This window comes from Streptomyces graminilatus, assembly GCF_001418565.1.
GTDB lineage: Bacteria > Actinomycetota > Actinomycetes > Streptomycetales > Streptomycetaceae > Streptomyces > Streptomyces graminilatus.
Window position 1 is genome coordinate 1 of record NZ_LIQQ01000022.1, and the last position, 17,273, is coordinate 17,273.

General features: G+C 71.5%; 20 protein-coding genes. 9 read left to right on the top strand and 11 right to left on the bottom strand.

Annotated features, from left to right (window positions below; all coding sequences use genetic code 11):
- Window positions 1-398: 398 nt before the first annotated feature.
- The 6 genes from AOK08_RS02470 to AOK08_RS02490 form a co-directional block, all read right to left on the bottom strand.
- Window positions 399-863, bottom strand: coding sequence for a hypothetical protein (locus AOK08_RS02470; RefSeq protein WP_055523173.1), 465 nt, complete (start codon window positions 861-863; stop codon window positions 399-401).
- Window positions 864-927: 64 nt separating this feature from the next.
- Window positions 928-2,775, bottom strand: coding sequence for a coiled-coil domain-containing protein (locus AOK08_RS02475; protein ID WP_055523176.1), 1,848 nt, complete (start codon window positions 2,773-2,775; stop codon window positions 928-930).
- 65 nt (window positions 2,776-2,840) lie between these two features.
- Window positions 2,841-3,266, bottom strand: a complete 426-nt coding sequence (locus AOK08_RS02480; protein ID WP_055523177.1) for a hypothetical protein — start codon at window positions 3,264-3,266, stop codon at window positions 2,841-2,843.
- A complete protein-coding gene (locus AOK08_RS02485) occupies window positions 3,263-3,583 on the bottom strand; it encodes a hypothetical protein (RefSeq protein WP_055523179.1) in 321 nt (106 codons plus the stop codon). Before AOK08_RS02485 ends, AOK08_RS02480 begins: the two co-directional genes overlap by 4 nt.
- Complete coding sequence (locus AOK08_RS45435; protein WP_157876533.1) at window positions 3,583-3,744, bottom strand: hypothetical protein; 162 nt, start codon at window positions 3,742-3,744, stop codon at window positions 3,583-3,585. The genes AOK08_RS02485 and AOK08_RS45435 overlap by 1 nt, the downstream gene beginning before the upstream one ends.
- Window positions 3,741-4,160 carry a hypothetical protein gene (locus AOK08_RS02490; protein WP_055523181.1) on the bottom strand — a complete coding sequence of 140 codons (420 nt, stop codon included), beginning with the start codon at window positions 4,158-4,160 and terminating at the stop codon, window positions 3,741-3,743. Before AOK08_RS02490 ends, AOK08_RS45435 begins: the two co-directional genes overlap by 4 nt.
- A 670-nt stretch (window positions 4,161-4,830) precedes the next feature.
- Here AOK08_RS02490 and AOK08_RS02495 point away from each other — a divergent pair.
- The 8 genes from AOK08_RS02495 (at window position 4,831) to AOK08_RS02535 (ending at window position 12,297) form a co-directional block, all read left to right on the top strand.
- Window positions 4,831-5,604: a GntR family transcriptional regulator gene (locus AOK08_RS02495; protein ID WP_241826784.1), complete on the top strand. Its 774-nt coding sequence runs from the start codon at window positions 4,831-4,833 to the stop codon at window positions 5,602-5,604.
- Window positions 5,605-5,606: 2 nt separating this feature from the next.
- Window positions 5,607-6,191 (top strand): GNAT family N-acetyltransferase, encoded by a 585-nt coding sequence (locus tag AOK08_RS02500; protein ID WP_241826785.1) that lies wholly within the window; start codon window positions 5,607-5,609, stop codon window positions 6,189-6,191.
- Window positions 6,192-7,039: 848 nt separating this feature from the next.
- On the top strand, window positions 7,040-8,149 hold the full coding sequence (locus AOK08_RS45440; RefSeq protein ID WP_157876534.1) for a helix-turn-helix domain-containing protein: 1,110 nt from the start codon (window positions 7,040-7,042) through the stop codon (window positions 8,147-8,149).
- An 89-nt stretch (window positions 8,150-8,238) separates the two neighbouring features.
- Window positions 8,239-9,642: a replicative DNA helicase gene (gene dnaB / locus AOK08_RS02515; protein WP_055523189.1), complete on the top strand. Its 1,404-nt coding sequence runs from the start codon at window positions 8,239-8,241 to the stop codon at window positions 9,640-9,642.
- A gap of 94 nt (window positions 9,643-9,736) precedes the next feature.
- On the top strand, window positions 9,737-10,081 hold the full coding sequence (locus AOK08_RS02520) for a hypothetical protein (protein WP_055523191.1): 345 nt from the start codon (window positions 9,737-9,739) through the stop codon (window positions 10,079-10,081).
- A 780-nt stretch (window positions 10,082-10,861) separates the two neighbouring features.
- The gene (locus AOK08_RS45445) at window positions 10,862-11,575 is read left to right on the top strand and encodes a hypothetical protein (protein ID WP_055523193.1); all 714 of its coding nucleotides are present in this window, start codon (window positions 10,862-10,864) and stop codon (window positions 11,573-11,575) included.
- Between the two features lie 92 nt (window positions 11,576-11,667).
- The gene (locus tag AOK08_RS02530; RefSeq protein ID WP_055523195.1) at window positions 11,668-12,015 is read left to right on the top strand and encodes a hypothetical protein; all 348 of its coding nucleotides are present in this window, start codon (window positions 11,668-11,670) and stop codon (window positions 12,013-12,015) included.
- A gap of 9 nt (window positions 12,016-12,024) precedes the next feature.
- Window positions 12,025-12,297 (top strand): DUF6372 family protein, encoded by a 273-nt coding sequence (locus tag AOK08_RS02535; RefSeq protein WP_055523198.1) that lies wholly within the window; start codon window positions 12,025-12,027, stop codon window positions 12,295-12,297.
- A 20-nt stretch (window positions 12,298-12,317) separates the two neighbouring features.
- Here AOK08_RS02535 and AOK08_RS02540 read toward each other — a convergent pair whose 3' ends face one another.
- Window positions 12,318-12,815, bottom strand: a complete 498-nt coding sequence (locus tag AOK08_RS02540) for a DUF6420 family protein (RefSeq protein WP_055523199.1) — start codon at window positions 12,813-12,815, stop codon at window positions 12,318-12,320.
- Window positions 12,812-13,090: a hypothetical protein gene (locus AOK08_RS45450; protein ID WP_157876535.1), complete on the bottom strand. Its 279-nt coding sequence runs from the start codon at window positions 13,088-13,090 to the stop codon at window positions 12,812-12,814. Before AOK08_RS45450 ends, AOK08_RS02540 begins: the two co-directional genes overlap by 4 nt.
- 86 nt (window positions 13,091-13,176) lie before the next feature.
- Here AOK08_RS45450 and AOK08_RS02545 point away from each other — a divergent pair, with 86 nt between their 5' ends.
- On the top strand, window positions 13,177-13,503 hold the full coding sequence (locus AOK08_RS02545) for a hypothetical protein (protein WP_055523201.1): 327 nt from the start codon (window positions 13,177-13,179) through the stop codon (window positions 13,501-13,503).
- 116 nt (window positions 13,504-13,619) lie between these two features.
- On the opposite strand, the gene AOK08_RS02550 is transcribed toward AOK08_RS02545, so the two are convergent.
- From AOK08_RS02550 to AOK08_RS02560, 3 genes are all read right to left on the bottom strand, one after another.
- On the bottom strand, window positions 13,620-14,888 hold the full coding sequence (locus AOK08_RS02550; RefSeq protein ID WP_055523203.1) for a site-specific integrase: 1,269 nt from the start codon (window positions 14,886-14,888) through the stop codon (window positions 13,620-13,622).
- A 142-nt stretch (window positions 14,889-15,030) separates the two neighbouring features.
- Window positions 15,031-15,384, bottom strand: coding sequence for a hypothetical protein (locus AOK08_RS02555; RefSeq protein WP_055523205.1), 354 nt, complete (start codon window positions 15,382-15,384; stop codon window positions 15,031-15,033).
- A complete protein-coding gene (locus AOK08_RS02560) occupies window positions 15,381-16,364 on the bottom strand; it encodes a ParA family protein (RefSeq protein ID WP_055523207.1) in 984 nt (327 codons plus the stop codon). The genes AOK08_RS02555 and AOK08_RS02560 overlap by 4 nt, the downstream gene beginning before the upstream one ends.
- Window positions 16,365-17,273: the final 909 nt, after the last annotated feature.

Below are 17,273 nucleotides of genomic sequence, written 5' to 3' on the forward strand. Positions count from 1 at the left end.
GTGGTGCCGGGGGCGGTGGCGGAGGCGGCGGAGGGGCTCCAGCCGGAGGCCGGAAGGGGATCACCCGGCCCTCGTCGTCGCTCATTCGATCTCCAAAGGGGTTGACAGGCTGTGACCGTCTCGCGTACGCGCGCGCGTGTCCGCGCGCCCGTGTGTCCGCGCGTCCGCATTACGCGTGCGCGAGGCGGTCACAGCCGGGTTTGAACGTTGGATTGATTGACCCGCGTGGTCACCCTTCGTAACGGGCGACCCAGTTGGCGATCGTGCGGGAGAGGTCGTTCCATGCCTCCGCGTCGCCGNNCCGCGGGCCGCGCGCGGCCCGGTCCGCCTGGCGCTGCTCGAAGTGCGCCAGGCGGTTGGCCGCCGTCCGTTCTGCCTTGGTTTGGGCGGCCACCGGCTCAGGCCCCCTTCCGCAGCCCGTCGAAAACCCCGCCGTACTGCTCGGTCGACGGGGAAGCGGCCTGCTCACCGGCGGGCGGCGGGGAGGTGATCGCCTGCTGCTGCCCGCCCTTGGCCAGCTCCTTGCGCCGGCGCTTCTCCTCACGCTTGTCCGGCAGGTCCTCGTACGACCGCTGGAAGCGGGCGTTGAAGGAGACCAGGTCGGCCAGGGCCTTCTCGACGTCGTCGGCGGCCTTGAACAGCGGCCGGGCGGTGTTCCAGGCCCGGATGCGGGACTGGCCGATGAAGTCGCCCTCGATGGCCTCGGCCTCCTTGAGCTTGGCCTGCATCTCGCGGGCCAGGCGGCGCAGGTCGTCCACGATCGGCTGGAGCTGCGCCCGGCGCTGCTCCAGGTGAATCGCCCGGTCGACGTGCGTCTCCAGGCGGTCAGGCGTCCACTTGTCGGCGTTGTCGGCGGCGTTCATGAGCCGTCCTCTCACTGGTGTGCTGGGGGAAGGGGAGGGAGGGCCAGGCCCGCGCCGTACCGCATCAGGGGCGGACGGCGCGGATCTGGTTGCGGACCCACTCGGGGTCGAGGCCGCCGAACTCGGCGGCGAGAGCGGTAGGCGAGGGGGTCTCGCCCGCCGCGAACATCTCGGCGGCGCGGGCCCTTACCGCTGCCCGCTGCTCGGCGCTCGGGCCGCCGGGCCTGCCGGGCTTACCGCCGCGCGGCCGGGCGGTACCGCCGGGGCTTGCGCCACCGGTACCGCCCGGCTTACCGCCACCGGTAGAACGCGGTTTACCGCTACCGGTAGGACCGGGATTACCGGTCGGGTTACCGCTACCGGTAGAACCCGGATTACCGCCCCCGCTACCGCTGCCGGTAGACGACGGGTCACCGGTCGGGTTACCGGTGTCCCCGCCGCCCGGCTGGCCGGTGCCGCTACCGGTGGCGGCGGCGTCGGCGGTACCGGTCGGCGCGGGCTTCGCGGGGTCCTCGTGGTCGTCTTCGAGCAGGCGGTGGATCCGCCAGACGATGGCGACCACGACGATCACCGCGACGGCGATAAGCCAGACGCTGGGATGCTCCTTGCCGTCGACCACCTTCATGCCGGCGCCGGTCATGTCCGCCACGTGATACGTCAGGTTCGTGGCGGCCATCAGACCGAGCGCGAACGGCACGTCCTTCTTCTTGCGGAACGCGGTCACGGCGTAGATGTCGAGACCGACCGGCAGGGCCCATCCGGCGTCCCCGATCGGGGTGTTGCCGAGGCCGACCATGCTGGCGAACGCCCACTCGCCGGACGCGGTCAGGATGATCACCGCGCCCAGACCGGCCCAGAGGCTGACCTGCTTGATGACGTCGCCCCGGGACCGCTCTTTCTTGAGGCTCGCCGCCCGCTTCTCGGCGAGACGGCGGGCCTCCCGCGCGGCATCCCGTTCCTGCTCCGCCTGCCGCAGCACCTCGTCTGCCTGCTGGCGGACCCCGGCGGCCGCCGTCTTGGCGTCGGCCACCGCCTTCGCGCGCAGCTGCTCGGCCTCGGCGGCGAGCCTGTCGCGCTGCGCCTGACGCTCCCGCTCGTGGGCCTCACCCAGCTTGCGGAAGTCCGCCTCGATCTGCGCCCGGGCCGCCTCGGTCTCCTCGCGGTACCGGGCCAGCTCGGCGTCGATCTGCGCACGGCGCTCGGCGAGCTCCTCGTTCAGCTCCAGCCGCGCCGACCGGCTGGCGATGTCCAGCTCCGTGTCGAGCACGGCCCGCCGGGCCTTGATCTCGGCCGCCTGGTCCTGGGCCTCACCCAGGATCTTCGCGGCGTCGTCCAGGGCGTTGCGGTAGGCGGCCTCGGCCGAGGCCCGGCGCATGTCCACCAGAGTGGTCGCCCGCTGCTCGGCCTCGGCGAGCACGGCGCTCACCTGGTCTTCGGCCCCGGCCAGCAGGGCCTGCGCCTGTTCCTCGGCGGCCGCCGTGATCTCCTCGGCCGCCCGTTCCGCGTCGGCGCGGGCGGTGTCGAGGAGGTCTCGGACCTCCTGGCCGGCGGCGGCGCGGACGGTGTCCGCCTCGCCCCCGGCCTCGACCAGGACCTTCCTGGCGTCGGCGGCCGCGTTCTGCCGGATCGTGCGGGCCGTCTCCTCGGCGGTGGCGATCAGCCGCGCCGTCTCCTCGGCCGCCTGCTGCCGCGCCAGGTCAAGGGTGTCGGCGGCCCGGTCCATCAGGTCGGCCGCCCGGTCCCGCATGTCCGCGAGCCGGGCCTCCGCCTCTTCCCGCACCTCCGGGCTCGGCGGCACGGGTGCCTCGGCGGCCGGTCGGCGCTGCGGCGGGGGTGTCGTCGTCTTAGCCGGCGGCTTACGGGCCGCCGTGTTCTTCCGGGTGCTGCGGGTGGTGCCGGTTCGGGCCGCCACGCGAGCTCCTTTCATGCGGGTGGCCGCCTCCCGGCGGCCACCTGGTGTGCGGTGCGGTCCGTTGATCAGCCCCGGGCGAGGCGAGCGGTCAGCCGGTCAATCGCGGCGACGGCTCGGTACCCGTTCCGCCAGATGCGCTGCCGGACCAGCAGGTCGCCCGAGAAGCGCAGGCAGTCCTCCGCCCGGGCGAGCGGCCCGGCGATCACGTTGTTCAGGTGGTAGTCCAGCTCCGTCATCACCCGCGGTCCGCGGATCGCGGACACGATCTCGGTGACCGCGTAGAGCACCATGGCGTAGGTGAGCACCGCCACCGCAGCCGTCCGGCGGCTGACCTTCTGGCGGCGGCTGCCGATCGGCCCGTGGGCCACCGCGATCTCCGTGAGGTTCTGGTGAACCTCCCAGTCGACCGACGACCACGTCTCGACGTCGCCGTGCTCCTGGACGAACTTCTCGACGGCCATCACGGGCCTGCTGACCAGGGCGCTGCTCATGCTGTGACCTCTTCTCCGCCCCGGACCAGGGCCTCGCGTGCGGTGCGGATCTGCTCGGCCACCTCGTGCGGCGGCCCGGTCGGGTCGATCTCCTGCAGCAGTTCCACCGCGAGGTGGCGGCGCAGGATGTGGACCTGGAGGTCGTCGACGATCCCGTCCAGGCGCTCCAGCACCTGGTCGCGGTCGCCGTGCACGATCTGCAGGGCGAACAGCGCGGCCGCGCTGTGCACGGTCGCGGTGTCGGTGGCGTCGGCCCTCTTGCGCAGCTCGTCGAGCGTGCGGGTGCGGACGACACGGATCGGGAAGCGCAGCTTCATCAGCGACTGCCCCCGCTCACGCTCTCGCCGCAGCGGCACCGCCAGTACTCGCACATCGGGCAGACGTCCTCGGCGGCCGGAGTGGCCTGCCGCTCGATGGCGGCCGGGGTGGCCTGCCGCTCGACGTCCTGCCGGGCCTGCTCGGCCTGCCGGGCGCTCACGCGGCCCGCCCCGTGTACTCGTCGCCGCCGGCGTACGCGTCGAAGTCGACGTCGACCACGGCGACCACGGCCTCCATCTGCTCGACGGTGACCTCGGAGCTGTCGACGATGACGCGCAGGCTCACGTTGCCCTGGCACATCGTCCCGGCGATCCGGAAGCCGGTCTTGGTCCGGGTGATGCCGCTGTCCTCCAGCTCCTTCACCAGGGTGGACAGCAGGTGCGCGGCCTCCTTGCGGACGACCAGGTCCGCCACGATCTCGCCGGGGCGGACGGTCACCGCGACCTCGACGCCGAGCCGCGCCAGGTCCTGGACCTCACCGAACACGCTCCACGCCTCGGCGACGACGTCGTCGACGCCGTCGGTCACGGCCCGGGGCCGCAGCGGAGCAGCGTTGGTTACTGCGAAGATGGTCATGCGGATCGGTTCCTTTGCTGGTAGATCCGTAGACCCCCGGCACGGCGCTCCAACGCCATGTGTGCCGGGGGTCGCGCCGTCTGGGCGGCGCAGTTGAGCGGCATCTCTGCCGTCGCGCCCCGGACCGGACTCGAACCGGTCGTGTTGCTGCCTACGGGGCCCGCGATCTTTGCCCTTGTCTCACCGCACGTCTCGGCTCCACCCGCCCCGCAAGGACGGCATTGGGAGAAGGTGCTTGCTGCTCTTCGTGCGGCAGGGCCATACGGCTTGTCGCTGTTGCCTGCTTGGTTACTGCTGACGGCCGCCTCTTCCCGTGTTCAGGCTGCGGTGCGTCCTCTATGGAGTTCTCAAGGAACGAGCAGCCAGCCACCTTCAGCCCCGTGAGGGACCTCCGCTGACGCCGCGCATTCGGCACAGCTACGCCAAGAGCGCACAGGACAGGGCCCTGCACTCAACTTCGTGTCCGAAGCTGGCGCGACACCGACCGTAGCCCCCTCAGACCAAGGTCGTCAACAACTTCGGACACGAAGTCAGGAAAGGTCGATGGGCCGTCAGAACTGGCATTTTTAGGGAAGGTTGCAGCTCACGGCAGGAATAGGGAGCACTTCAGACCCGAAGCTAGAAACACACGCCCTGACTTCCGACTCGAAGTTGGGCTACTCTGCCGGGCATGCCACCGAGGATGAAGTCACCGCCGATCCGCGAAATCGCGGATGACCTGGAAGGGCGCATCGCGTCCGGGGAGTTGCAGCCTGGAGAACAGCTGCCCAGCACCCGCGACCTGGCCGTCCAGTACGAAGTCAGCGAGAAGACCATCTACCGCGTCATCTCGCTGATGAAGGCCAGTGGGCAGCTCGAAGCAAGGCAGGGCAAAGGCGTCTTCGTGCGCTCCATCAAGCCGCTCGAATGGCATTTGCACCGCTTCGAGCGCGGGAGTCGTCGCGATGACCCTGCGGCCGGCCAAGACGACTGGAAGGCCGCCGCCGAGGAGCAGGGCCGTATCGCTACTCAGGACACGCCCCGCGTATCGGTCGAGCCCGCGCCCGCAGACGTCGCCAAGTGGCTCCAGGTCGAGCCGGGCACCTTCGTGGTGGCGCGTCGACGCGTGCGACGTGTCGACGGTGAGCCGTTCCAGCTCGCCGACAGCTGGTTCCCGACCAGCATCGCCTTGGAGACGGACCTCATGGTCGAGGCCGACGTCACCAGGCCGAAGGGCATCCTCGACTTCATCGGGCACCCGCAGGTCGCACTCCGGGACGAAATAAGGTCCTGGCCGCCCGCGACCCCCGCCGAGGCCGAGCGTCTTGAGCTCCCTGAAGGAATCGGAACACCCGTCATCCGGCACACACGCATCGGATACGGCGAGGACGGCAAGCCAGTGCGAGTGATGGTCACGGTGGCCCCCGGCCACCTCAACACGCTCGTGTACGAGATGGAAGTCTGACTGTGAACCAACTGACTGTTCGTCACGCCTCCGGCAGCGACGAGACAGCCCTGATGAAGTTGCGCATCGAAGCGGAGGAATGGCTCGCCGCCGCTGGCATCGACCAGTGGCGCAGCCCCGGCTTCCGCGACCGAGCACTTGCGAAGTGGCGGGACGACATCGCCGCAGGTCGTACCTGGGTCGTCGAGGACGGCCGCGAGGAAGTCCTCGGCACGGTCACCCTCGCGCGCCCCGACGCCGACTTCTGGAAGGCGTCCGACGCCCCGGAGTCCGCCGTGTACGTCGCCAAACTCATCACGGCCCGCCAGGCCAGCGGCCTGCAGCTGGGCGGCCGCATCCTCGACTGGGTCGGCTCAGTTGCCCGCGCTCACCGACTGCCCTGGGTACGTCTCGACTGCTGGCGAACGAACGTCAAGCTTCAGGACTACTACCTGCACGAAGGGTTCGAGCACGTACGGACCGAAGCCCCTGCCCACCGCCTCTCGGGCTGGATGGCCCAGCGGCCGGCCGCAGCAGTCGCTCACCCCGACCTTCCGCCGCTCGTTACGACAGAGGCACCCGCCGACACTCCGAATCCGTCGGGCTGACCACCCGTCGCGTGCTCAGGGAGGAAGATGTGCCGGAAACGCGAACAGGCCCCCGCGGGGGCCTGCCGGTCGCGAAGCCGGTGTGTGAGAGCCCGGCCCGCGATCAAGCACCCACCACTTACCTGGAGGTGCCTGCGATGTTCAGCAGGCTACGCGTACCCACCGACAGTGGGCCAGCAGGACACGGCGCCACGCCGACACGGTCCCGCGCTTCCCGCGTGGCGGGACGGCATCGCAAGTTCTCTCCCGGCAGACGGGACCTCGGAGTATCCGCGCCGGAAACCCGGTACAACACCACATCGGCGTCCGGCACGATCACCGGATGCGCCCACGCTCCCTACCAGCTCAACGCCGGTTTCCCCAACCGGCGGGAGGACTCCACCATGGTCGTCATGCACGCACGCGCCCCATAACGCCGAGGGCCGCCCCTGCGCCAACAGGAGCGGCCCTCGAACTGAACTGCCTGACTCAGCTTCCGGCCCTGCAAGCCACACAGACCTGAGTCGTACGTCGGCGGTAACGCCGGGCTCCCTACCCCAAGGGGCCCGGTCACCAGTAGTCAGAGTAACCGGCAACCCGAGGTCTACGCAGCACCACTCGTAGGCCCGTCCGGTTACCTGCTGATGATCACCGACGTGCGGCTCTCTACCCGATCGGGAGAGTTCGCACCCCATGCACCGCCCCCTCCGGCCCCTCGCCGCGCAGCCCGCGACGCTAACGTCCGCGGCCGCATACGAAGGCGCCGTGACGAAGACTTCTCAGCAAAATCGCGCCCTGCCCTGCGCGGCCGCCCCGGCCGCCCCGGCCGCGCCCACCGCCGACCTTCGCGCCGCCGAGGGGGTGGCCCGATGAGTACCCAGGGCCAGGCGTGGGTCGACAAGGTCGGTATCGAGGGCTGCAAGAACTCCGGCGAGCTCCTGGTCCTCATCCGCGTGGGCAACCACGTCGGCGGGGACATGCGCGGCTGCTTCGCGAAGGCCGCGACGCTCGCCAAGGAGTGCCTCATGGGCGAGTCGACGGTCCTCAAGCACCTGCGGAACCTCAAGGCCGCCGGCGTGCTGCTGCCGGGCGACGAGAAGCTCGTCGACCACATCCGTGCAGACAAGCGTCCGCCCGTCTACGACCTCGCTGGCGGCCACGAGCAGGGCTGCCCCGGTGGACACCCTTCCGACGTGCTCTGCGAGACCGTGATGGCCACGGGTGCTCGATCTGAACACCCGTCGAAGGGAGCACCGGCCACGGGTGCTCGATCTGAACACCCGTCGAAAAAGCGCAGGTCAGCGGGTGCTCAATCTGAGCACCCGACCAGTGATGCGGGTGTTACGGGTGTTCAAATCGATGCGTCACGGGTGCTCAAATCGAGCGGTAGAAGTAATAAGGAAGTGAAACTTCCTCTCTCTCTTCCGGCGGGTGCTCTGAACGCACTGCCGTCGTCGGGCTCTCCGGCCCCGAAGAACGAGAGAGAGATCGACGCTTCGCTCGACAAGCCCACGGCTCCCGCCGCTGCTGCTGCGCCGGTGCCGCCCCCGCGGCCTGAGTCGGACGACCAGGCCCAGCCGACCCAGTTGCAGGTGGACCTCAAGACGGTCATGGACGCGTACATCGGCGCCCTGGGCGTCTACCCGACGCCGGGCACGGCCGCGCGGATCAAGGCTGACGCTGAGGCGCTGCTGGCGCTGACCTGGCCGGTGGAGCACGTCGCGAAGCTCGCCGGGCAGCTGCCGGGCCTGGGCTACACCGACCTGGCCCGTCACGCGGACCACAACCCGCCGGTGGCTCCCAAGGCCGCCCGGCCGTCCGGGCCTCCGAAGTGCGAGCGGCACCCGGCGTACGCCGAGGGCGACTGCCCGCCGTGCGTGCGGGCCGAGCGCGAGCGGCAGCAGCGCGGGAAGTCCGCTCCCGTGTCCGTCGACGGCGCTGGGCTGCTCGCCCGGCTCCGCGCCGGTCAGAACGCCTGACCCTCCACCCGACGCCCGAACACGACTGCGGCGGCCACTCCCGTCAAGAACCGGCCGCCGCAGTCGGAGAACCCCCGAAGGAGATCCACATGTCCATCGTCGCACCCGCCGGTCCCGCCGACGGCGCAGACGAGCCCCGCCGCCGCGGCCCCGCCGACGGTTTCGAGCGGGTTCCTCCGCAGGACCTCGGCGCCGAGCAGTCGGTCCTCGGCGGAATGCTGCTGTCCAAGGACGCCATCGCCGACGTGATCGAGGCCCTGCAGCCCAGGGACTACTACCGCCCGGCCCACGAGACGATCCACCACGCGATCCTGCACCTGTACGGCCAGGGCGAGCCCGCCGACCCGATCACCGTTGCCGCCGAGCTCACCAAGCGCGGCGAGATCACCAAGATCGGCGGTGCCTCCTACCTGCACAGCCTGGTGCAGACGGTGCCCACGGCCGCGAACGCCGAGTACTACGCCGACATCGTCCACGAGCGCGCCGTGCTGCGGCGGCTGACCGAGGCGGGCACCCGCATCACCCAGCTCGGCTACGCGGGCGAAGGCGAACTCGACGAGATCAGGAGCGCCGCCGAGGCCGAGATCCTCGACGCGCTCAAGGGCCGGGAGCAGTCCGCCGGCTACGCCCCCGTCCGCGAGGACGTGCCCGCCTTCTGGGACCGGCTCGACGCCCGGATGAAGGGCACCGCGAAGATGACCGGCCTGCCCACCGGGTTCGCCGACCTCGACTCGCTGACCAACGGCTTCAGGCCCGGCCAGTTCATCGTCATCGGCGCCCGCCCCGCCATGGGCAAGTCCACCCTCGCCCTGGACTTCGCCCGCGCCGCCTCGGTCAAGCACGGCAAGACCAGCGCGTTTTTCTCGCTGGAGATGGGCCGCGAGGAGATCGCCAACCGTCTCTACAGCGCCGAGTGCATGGTCGCCCTGCACCACATCAACGCCGGAACGGTCACCGAGGACGACCTGAACCGCATGGTCCGGCGTACGCCGGACATCGAGGAGGCGCCCCTGATCGTGGACGACTCACCGAACCTGACCCTCATGGAGATCCGCTCGCGGGCCCGCCGCATCAAGCAGGCCCGGGGCCTGGACCTGCTGATCGTGGACTACCTGCAGCTGATGCAGTCCGGCGGCAGCCGCCGGGCGGAGAACCGCCAGCAGGAAGTCTCGGACATGTCCAGGAGCCTCAAGCTGCTGGCCAAGGAGCTGGAGATCCCGGTCATCGCGCTGTCCCAGCTCAACCGCGGCCCGGAGCAGCGCACCGAGAAGCGCCCGGTGATCTCCGACCTGCGCGAGTCCGGCTCGATCGAGCAGGACGCGGACATGGTGATGCTGCTGCACCGCGAGGACGCCTACGAGAAGGAGTCCCCGCGCGCCGGCGAGGCGGACATCATCGTGGCCAAGCACCGCAACGGCCCCACCGCGACGATCACGGTCGCCTTCCAGGGCCACTACTCGCGGTTCGTCGACATGGCCTCCGAAGCCCTCTGACGAAATCGAACGCGCATACGAATATGGCTCATCCTGTGCGGTGCCGCCCGGCGGCCCGCCAGGATGAGCCTCGCGACCGACCGGAGGGGAACCGATGACCAGCAGTGCCATGAGCGATCAGCCGCGCGAGGACCGGAAGCAGTACCACCAGATCGATCAGACAGACATCCCCGACGTGGTGGTGGTGCCCTCCTCCGTGATCAACGATCCCGAGGTCTCCCCGAACGACCTCGGCCTGTACGTCCGAGCCATGCACATGATCGGAATGCACTACGGCCCGTGCGATCTCGACGAGATCGTGACGCACATGACCGGCGGCCGGATGGGTCAGCGCGCCGACGGCAACGAGGCCGCCGTCCGCTCCGGCCTGCAGCGCCTGGCGGACGCCGGCCACTTGAGGATCACGTTCCCGGCCAGCACGCCCAAGCCGATCCGCTGAGCCCGCGACACTGACCGCGGCGGGTGGCAGGCTGCCGCCCGTCTCGTCACACAGACCGCCCCCGGCGCACTCCCGCGTCGGGGGCGTCGTACGTCCCGCCCCACCCCGTGCCGCTGTTAACGGGCCCTTGCGCCACCGCCAGGAGCTGATGGGTGCGGCCCGTACCGCACCCATCACCCCAGCTCACAGCACTTCTCCGCCCCATTCCCGCGCGGATGATCTTGACCCCCTCACGCTGGAAGCGGAGTCGTGACCGGAGCTGTGACGGCGGATGGCCGGAAAACAGCAGGTCATGACCCAGACAACACCCACCAGTAACTAGCGCAAGGGCCTGTTAATAGCCTGGAGGGAGGGGGGCGCGGCCCGTCACCCATTCGGGTGACGGGCCGCGCCGTGGGGCTGACGCTGGGGGAGAACGTGCAGGTCAATACCTAGAACGGAGCCCTTCGGGCACGACTTTCAAGGCCCCATCGGCAAGCCGATGGAACACAGACGCGCTTCGCGCGGCGACTTACAAGAGCGGGGCGGAGCGTCCCTGAGCGGCTCTCTGCGGCTCTCTGCGGCTCTCGGGTCATGATCGGCACTCCCCGGCGCCGACGCCGAGTTCGGCGCTCCTGGCCCCCTTCAGGTCCCGTCTCGGGCCCGTTCCGCCCCGCACCCTCGCCCCGGAACGGATCATCCATGCTGGTCAGCGCGGTTTTTCTGGTAGATCATCCGCATATGCGATCTTCTCTGTCCGCGATTCGCGGACGAGGGCCCCCGGGTGGCAGGCTGCCCGCCATGGCGACGAACGATCCCGAGGCCCGCGACCAGCTGCTGGAGGCAGCCGAGGAACTGCTGCTGAAGCGGTACGGCGACGGGCGCACCTTCCTCGACCCCGTCCGCGCGATGCACGCCGTACGCGCGGCCGCCGACGGCTACGGCGTGCCGGACGGCCAGGAGCGGCCCGAGGTGCCGGCCGGGGACGTGCTCGCCGCGCTCACCCAGCTCGACGAGGCCCGGGCGGCCCTCGACACCCTGGAGCGCGACCTGACCCACGCCGCACGCGCCCGCGGCGCGTCCTGGGAGGCGGTCGCGCACGCGCTCGGGCTGGCCTCGCGGTCCAGCGCCGAGAGCCGCTTCGTACGCCTGGAGCGCGCGGCCGCCACCTACCGCGGCGACCGCCACCCCGAGCTCCACCGTGCCGAACGGGCCCGCGACCGGATCGGCGCCGCCTGGTGCCGCGACAACGAGGCCCGCCTGCGCGCCGCCGTCTGGTCGTTGGCCTGCCTGAACGACGCGTGGCCGCAGCTGGCCAGCACCGCCCCCGCCGAGCAGCTGGTCACCTGGCACCGCGAGCTTGACGGGCCCGCGCTCGCCGAACGCCTGCGCGGCCTGCAGCTCATCCTCGGCTCCTACGGCCCGGAACTGCCCGCCGACAGTCCGGCGGCCGCCGCCCGCGACGAGGTCCGGCAGCTCCTGGACGAACTGCGCGACGCCCGGCACGGCGGTTAGGGGCATTGGGTCCAACAGGGCCAACGGGCGCTGAACAGGCATCCGGCCCGAAGACCGCCGCCGCCTGTCCCGGCCCGGCTACGCTCCCGGCCATGACCACCACGGCATTCCGGGTACCGGCCGCCGACACCGTCCGCGAGCTCGCCGCCTTCGTCCAGGCCCGCGCGGCGGAGGGCGAGCAGCTCCTGCTCCGGCGCGTCCCCGCCGAGCAGCACGACACCCCCGACTTCACCGAACTGCTGCGCATCCCGCGCGCCCTGGGCCTGGCCGCCGAGATCGCCGCGTACGAGCTGGAGGGCGAGCTCCTCGCCGACCGGCCCGACGCCGACGCGGTCCGGCTGCTGTGGCGGACCCTGCTGAACACCGCGCAGCCCTTCCACGCCCACCCGGACGTCCCGGCCGGCGCCCGCGAGGCGCTGGCCGCCGTCGACGGGATGTGACCTGGGGCCATGGCCGACGTGCCCGTGCACCCCGTGCTGTTCCTGCGGAAGGCGGCACTGTTCAGCTGGGAGCAGCACCGGCCGGGCGGGTGCCGCCGTGTGTGCCGCCTCTACCACTCCGGTGAGCTGACGTGCCTGGCGGCCGCCGAGCCGGGCCTGCTGCTGCGGGTGGTCTCGCCCGCCAGCGACCTCCAGGGCGCGGGCGACATCACCGACGCCCTGCCGCTGTGTGCCCCCTGCTATGCCGCCATCGCCCCGCTCGCCGAGCCGCCGCCCGGTTAGGCCCGTTGCCCCCAACAGGTCTAACCGTCGCTGGCCTGGTCTTCCTCGCCCTCCCGGCGGACAGGCCCGGCCAGCGCCTCGGACTCCTGCAGGAGCCGGTCCGCGGGGCCGAAGTCCCCCAGCTCGACCGCGAGCGCGGCCCGCACGAACGCGGTGAGCGTGATGCTCCCGTTCCGTACTTCGAAGGAGCGCAGCACCCCGCCCCCGTACGCAGGGACGTGCCGACAGCCCGCGTGTACGCAGTGCCCCTCGGCGGCCAGGGCGAGCCGCTTGAAGGCGTCGTTCTTCTCCTCGGTGAGCTGCGCGGGACAGCCCAGGTGATCCAGCGTGATCCGGATGTGGGCGGGCTTCTCGGGCGTGCGGATGGTGAGCCGCCCGCCGCCGGGCGTGACGTAGCGGCCGGGCGTCACCGGTGCGTACGGGTGGATCAGCGGCAGCTTCACCTCGGTCGCGTGCAGGACGGGCAGCCCGTCGTACTCGATGTACGGGCCTGCAGCGCCGCGGTGTTCGGTGCTCATGCGGTCCTCGTCTCGGTCGTGGGGTTGTCGTCGGCGGGCTCCTGGTCCTGGCCGTCGCGGTCGTCGGCGGGCCAGACGCCGAACGGGCCGGGCTGGCCGGGGCCGGTGGCGCCGAGCTGGGCAGCGCCGCCCTTGAGCCGGTGGTGGTCACGGATCACGGGCGTGGCTCTCCTGCGGTCGGCGTCGGGTACGGCGCCATGGTGGCCCCTCCCGATGGGCCGGCGGGTGAGATCCGGCTCGCGCGCGCACGCGTAGGACGGTCTCATGAGTCTCACGGGCGTTCCTTTTCGCAGGTCAGCGCCGTGCGTTCCGGTCTCACGGCGTTGGCCGGGACAGACCCTCGCGAGCGACCCTTGAAGGCGTGGCCCGCATTCGTTTCTGCGCCTCCTGCGGGGCCCGGCTGCCGAGGAGCGCGTCGGCCCGGCGCCGGTACTGCGACGACGTCTGCCGGGCCCAGGCTTACCGGGCCCGGCGGGCGTCCGACCGGATCATGACTCTCGCGATGATGTTGGGCGATGCGGAGTGGAACGACGACACCGGCATGATCAGGCTGCTGACCTGCCCGGAGTGCGGCCACATGACCTTCGCCGGCGGGCACCGCCGCCAGGACGCCGTGTACTGCTCCGGGCGCTGCAGATCGAGGGCGTGGCGCCGCCGTGCGGCCCGTCGCGCGAGGCGGCGAGCGTGACGTACAGGCGTCACAAAAACGGGCTCTACCGGCGGGTATGACGCCTTCACGTCACGCAGAAGCCCCGTCCGCGATTCACGGACGGGGCCGGGTTGGTCCTGTTGGGCCCAACGGGTCTACAGCGGGGCGAGGCGGGCGGCGCGGTCCAGGGCGCGCAGCAGCTCGGGCTCCCATCCGGCGCGCGGGGTGTCGTAGGCGAGCAGGCCGGAGGCTTCAAGGACGTCGAGCTGCACCTGGTGCTCGACGCCGAGCCGCCACGCCTCGCGCAGCACGTGCCGGGCCTCGTCGCGGGCGGCGCGTCCGCTCGTCGCGGTCGCCCGGGCGTCCGGGAGGGCGGCGAGCCGTCGGCCGGCCTTCTCCAAGCGGTCCATGAACTCGGCGGCCTTCTCGGCATCCGGGCGCGGCGGCACGAGGATGAGCTGGGGGGCGGCGACGCCGCGGCGCAGCTGCTCCATCCGCTCGGGCAGCGGCGTCCAGCCATCGGTCCCGGCCAGTTCGACGTTCACCTTGGCGACCGCCGCGGTGTACGCCCGTCCCGCGCCACGCGCCTGCAGGGTGGTGCCTGCGGGCCGGTACTCCGGTTCGACGTCCTCGGCCACGACGCCGCCGTGGTTGCCGCGCACGGACACCCACACGGCGGTGGCCCCGCCGGTGACGTCCGCCATCAGCAGGCGGCGGACCAGGAACCAGCGCTGCAGCGCGGCCCGCGTCGCCCGGCGCAGCGGGTAGACCTCGACGGAGACCGGGTCGTCCGGGCGGGAGTTCTGCGGCCGGCGCACGATGCGGACCTCTTCCAGGGCGGGGGAGAGGTCTTCCAGGCGCAGCGCGCACAGCTCGCCGACCCGGCATCCGGTGTCCAGGGTGACCGAGGACATCGCGAGCATCCGCACCCAGCGCGGGAAGCCCCGGGTGAGCAGGCCGCCCTCGGCGGTCCAGTGGGTGCGGCGGCCGATGTAGTCGGCGGCGGTCTGCAGGCTCTCGCGCATCCGCTCGCGCCGGGCGACGTCGACGGGCTCCTTGCGCGGCTGTTCCTCCTGCTCACGCAGGTGGGCGACCTCCAGGCCGAGCTCACGCTGCAGGAGCACCATCACGCCCGAGCGCACGTTCGCCGTGGCCTCGGCGGTCGGCCGGACCGGGCCCCGGTCGCGCAGCTCGCCGACGAGCGCGAGGGCCTCGTACCGCTTGAGGGAGTCCCGGTCGAACACGTCGGCCAGGTCGTCCTCGACAGTCAGCGGGTGGTCGGGGTGGTGGAGAGCCCTCACCAGTTCGCGGGCATGGGCGCGGATCTGCCGCGCGCGGGCCTCGGAGGGTGCCATCTCGCACACGGCGTTCACCGCCTCCTGGAGCTCGGGCAGTTCCTCCAGGACGTCCACTCGCTTCGTCACCCTGGGCACGGTAGCCACGTCCGCCCCGCCGTACCGCCCGAACACAGAATTAGACCCATTAGACCTAATGGACCTAACCGGGGCTGACGTGCATGGGAAAGGGCCCTGCCGGTTCGCCCGGCAGGGCCCTTGAGAGGTGTGGTCAGCGGACGGGCGGGCCCGTCTTGAGCTGCCTGTTCGGTCGGGGCGGGTAGCGGCGGCCGTCGTTGTGCTGCTCCTCGGCCTCCTCGACGGCGAGTTCGATCGCGGCCTCGACGAACGCCGAGAGCGACACAGGCGGGGTCTCGACGCCCGGGTCGCGCTGCAGGCCGACGACGGTGTCCCGCAGCCTCTCCAGCAGCTCGTTGCTGACGTACGCGGGGACCTTGGTCTTCCCGCCGGGCACCTGCTGGCCGCCGATCAGCTTGCCGAGGATGCTGCTGCCGCCGGTCGTCCGGCCGCCCGACCCGCCTTCCTTCGGACCGCTGCCGTTGTCGCCGAAGGGCTTCGGGCTCATGCTGCTGCTCCCTTCACGGGCAGGAGGAGACGGGCCAGCTGGTCGTAGTCGCTGGTCGTCGTGGCCTTGGGCTGCAGGGCGCGGACCGGCAGCCCGAAGTCGGCGGCCGCGGCGACCTGGACGTTGCGGCGGGCCGGGGCGATGATCGCCTCGGGGAAGTCGCGGCGCAGCGCGGCCCCGACGAGACCGGCGTACTTGCTCTGGTCGAACGACGTCATCACCGCGGCCGCCACCACCAGCTCCGGGTTCTCGTCTTCCTGGACGCGGCGGATCGTCTTGTGCAGGTCCTGGAGCGCCTTGCGGTCCAGCGCGCCGACCCTGAGCGGCACGACGACCTGGTCGGCGGCGATGAGGCCGTTGATGGACAGCTTCCCCAGGGCGGGCGGCGCGTCGATGATCGTGATGTCCACCGGCGCCTTGGACTTGCGGATCGCGGTGCGCAGACTGCCGTCCCGCGCGGCCCGCGGGTCGTACTCGGCGGTGGCCAGCTCCTCACCGCTGGGCACGATGTAGAGGCCCTGGACGGACGTCTCGTACGTCGCTTCGTCCAGCGGCTGCCTGCCGAAGAGGACGTCGGTCAGGGTGTGGCGGTCCTTCTCGGCGATGCCGTCGAAGCGGGGCAGCATCCACACGCCGGACAGGGAGGCTTCCTGCGGGTCGGCGTCGATCACGCGGACCGTGTAGCCCATGGCCACCCACGCGGCCGCCAGCTCGACGGCGGTCGTCGTCTTGCCCGCGCCGCCCTTCTGGTTCACGCACACGTAGACGCGGTGGCCGGTGAAGGTCGCGGGCACGGTCAGCTCGGGCGGGACGAACAGCTGCGCGCGCAGGTCGCGGCTGTAGTCGAGCTTGGCGAGGGCTGCCTCAACAACTTCCTTCTCGCGCCCCACCACGTCGATCAGGTCGTCGATGCGCCACTCGCTGACCACGTCCAGGCGGTCGGCGGTCTCGGGCAACGGGCCCAGGACGGTCAGGGACATGCGTTGCTCCTCATCGGCCGGCTTCCGGTCCTCCCGTGACGTTCACGCCCCTGACCGTACCGCCTGCGCCCTCCCGGGCCCTGGCCCCGCACCGATCCCGCCCCGTTCGGGGAAACCGCAGGACAGATGATGTTCGACCTGTTGCCCCCAATGGATCTAGACCTGTTGGGTCCAACAGGTCCGACCGGCCGCCGGCCTCTCGCACCCGCGCGCGTTGGAAGGCGCCCACAACGCGCGAAACCCCGCGCGACGGTAGCGGCGCGCGTCCGTACGGTCCGCCCGCATGAGACCTCGAAACCGCCGCCCCGGCCGCCCGTCCCTGCTCACCCCGGACCGCGTCGACGCCATCGCCCGGGCCGCGGCCGTCGGCGTCCCGACCGTGCTCGCCGCCGAGGGCGCGGGTGTCTCCCGGTCCACCATCGACCGGTGGATGGCCCGCGGCCGCGCCGCCGTCCAGGCCCGCGAGGACGGAGAACCCGCCGACGTCCGCGACGAGATGTTCGTGGAGCTGTTCCAGCGGGTTTCCTCCGCCCGGGCGCAGATGGCCGCCCGGGCCCTCACCCGGGTTCTGCAGGCGGGCGCCGGAAGCCTCGTCGTCGACGAACGCATACGGACGTGGACCGACCCGGTCACCGGAACCGAGATGACCGAGCGCCTCGTGCGCTACCTGCGGCCGGACTGGCGCGCGGCCGCCTGGTGGCTCACCCGGGTCTTCCCCGACCAGTACGGGCCGAACGCCATGAGCTTCGAGCAGCTGCTCGNNCCGACCAGCCCGCCGACGTCCCCGGCGACCCCCACCTTGCCGAACTCGCCGAACGCCTCGCCATCACCCTCGCCCGCCACGATCCCGAACTCCCCGCTCCCCTCCCTGCCTCCGCTCCCTGAAACTCCCGACTCCCCGTCACACCC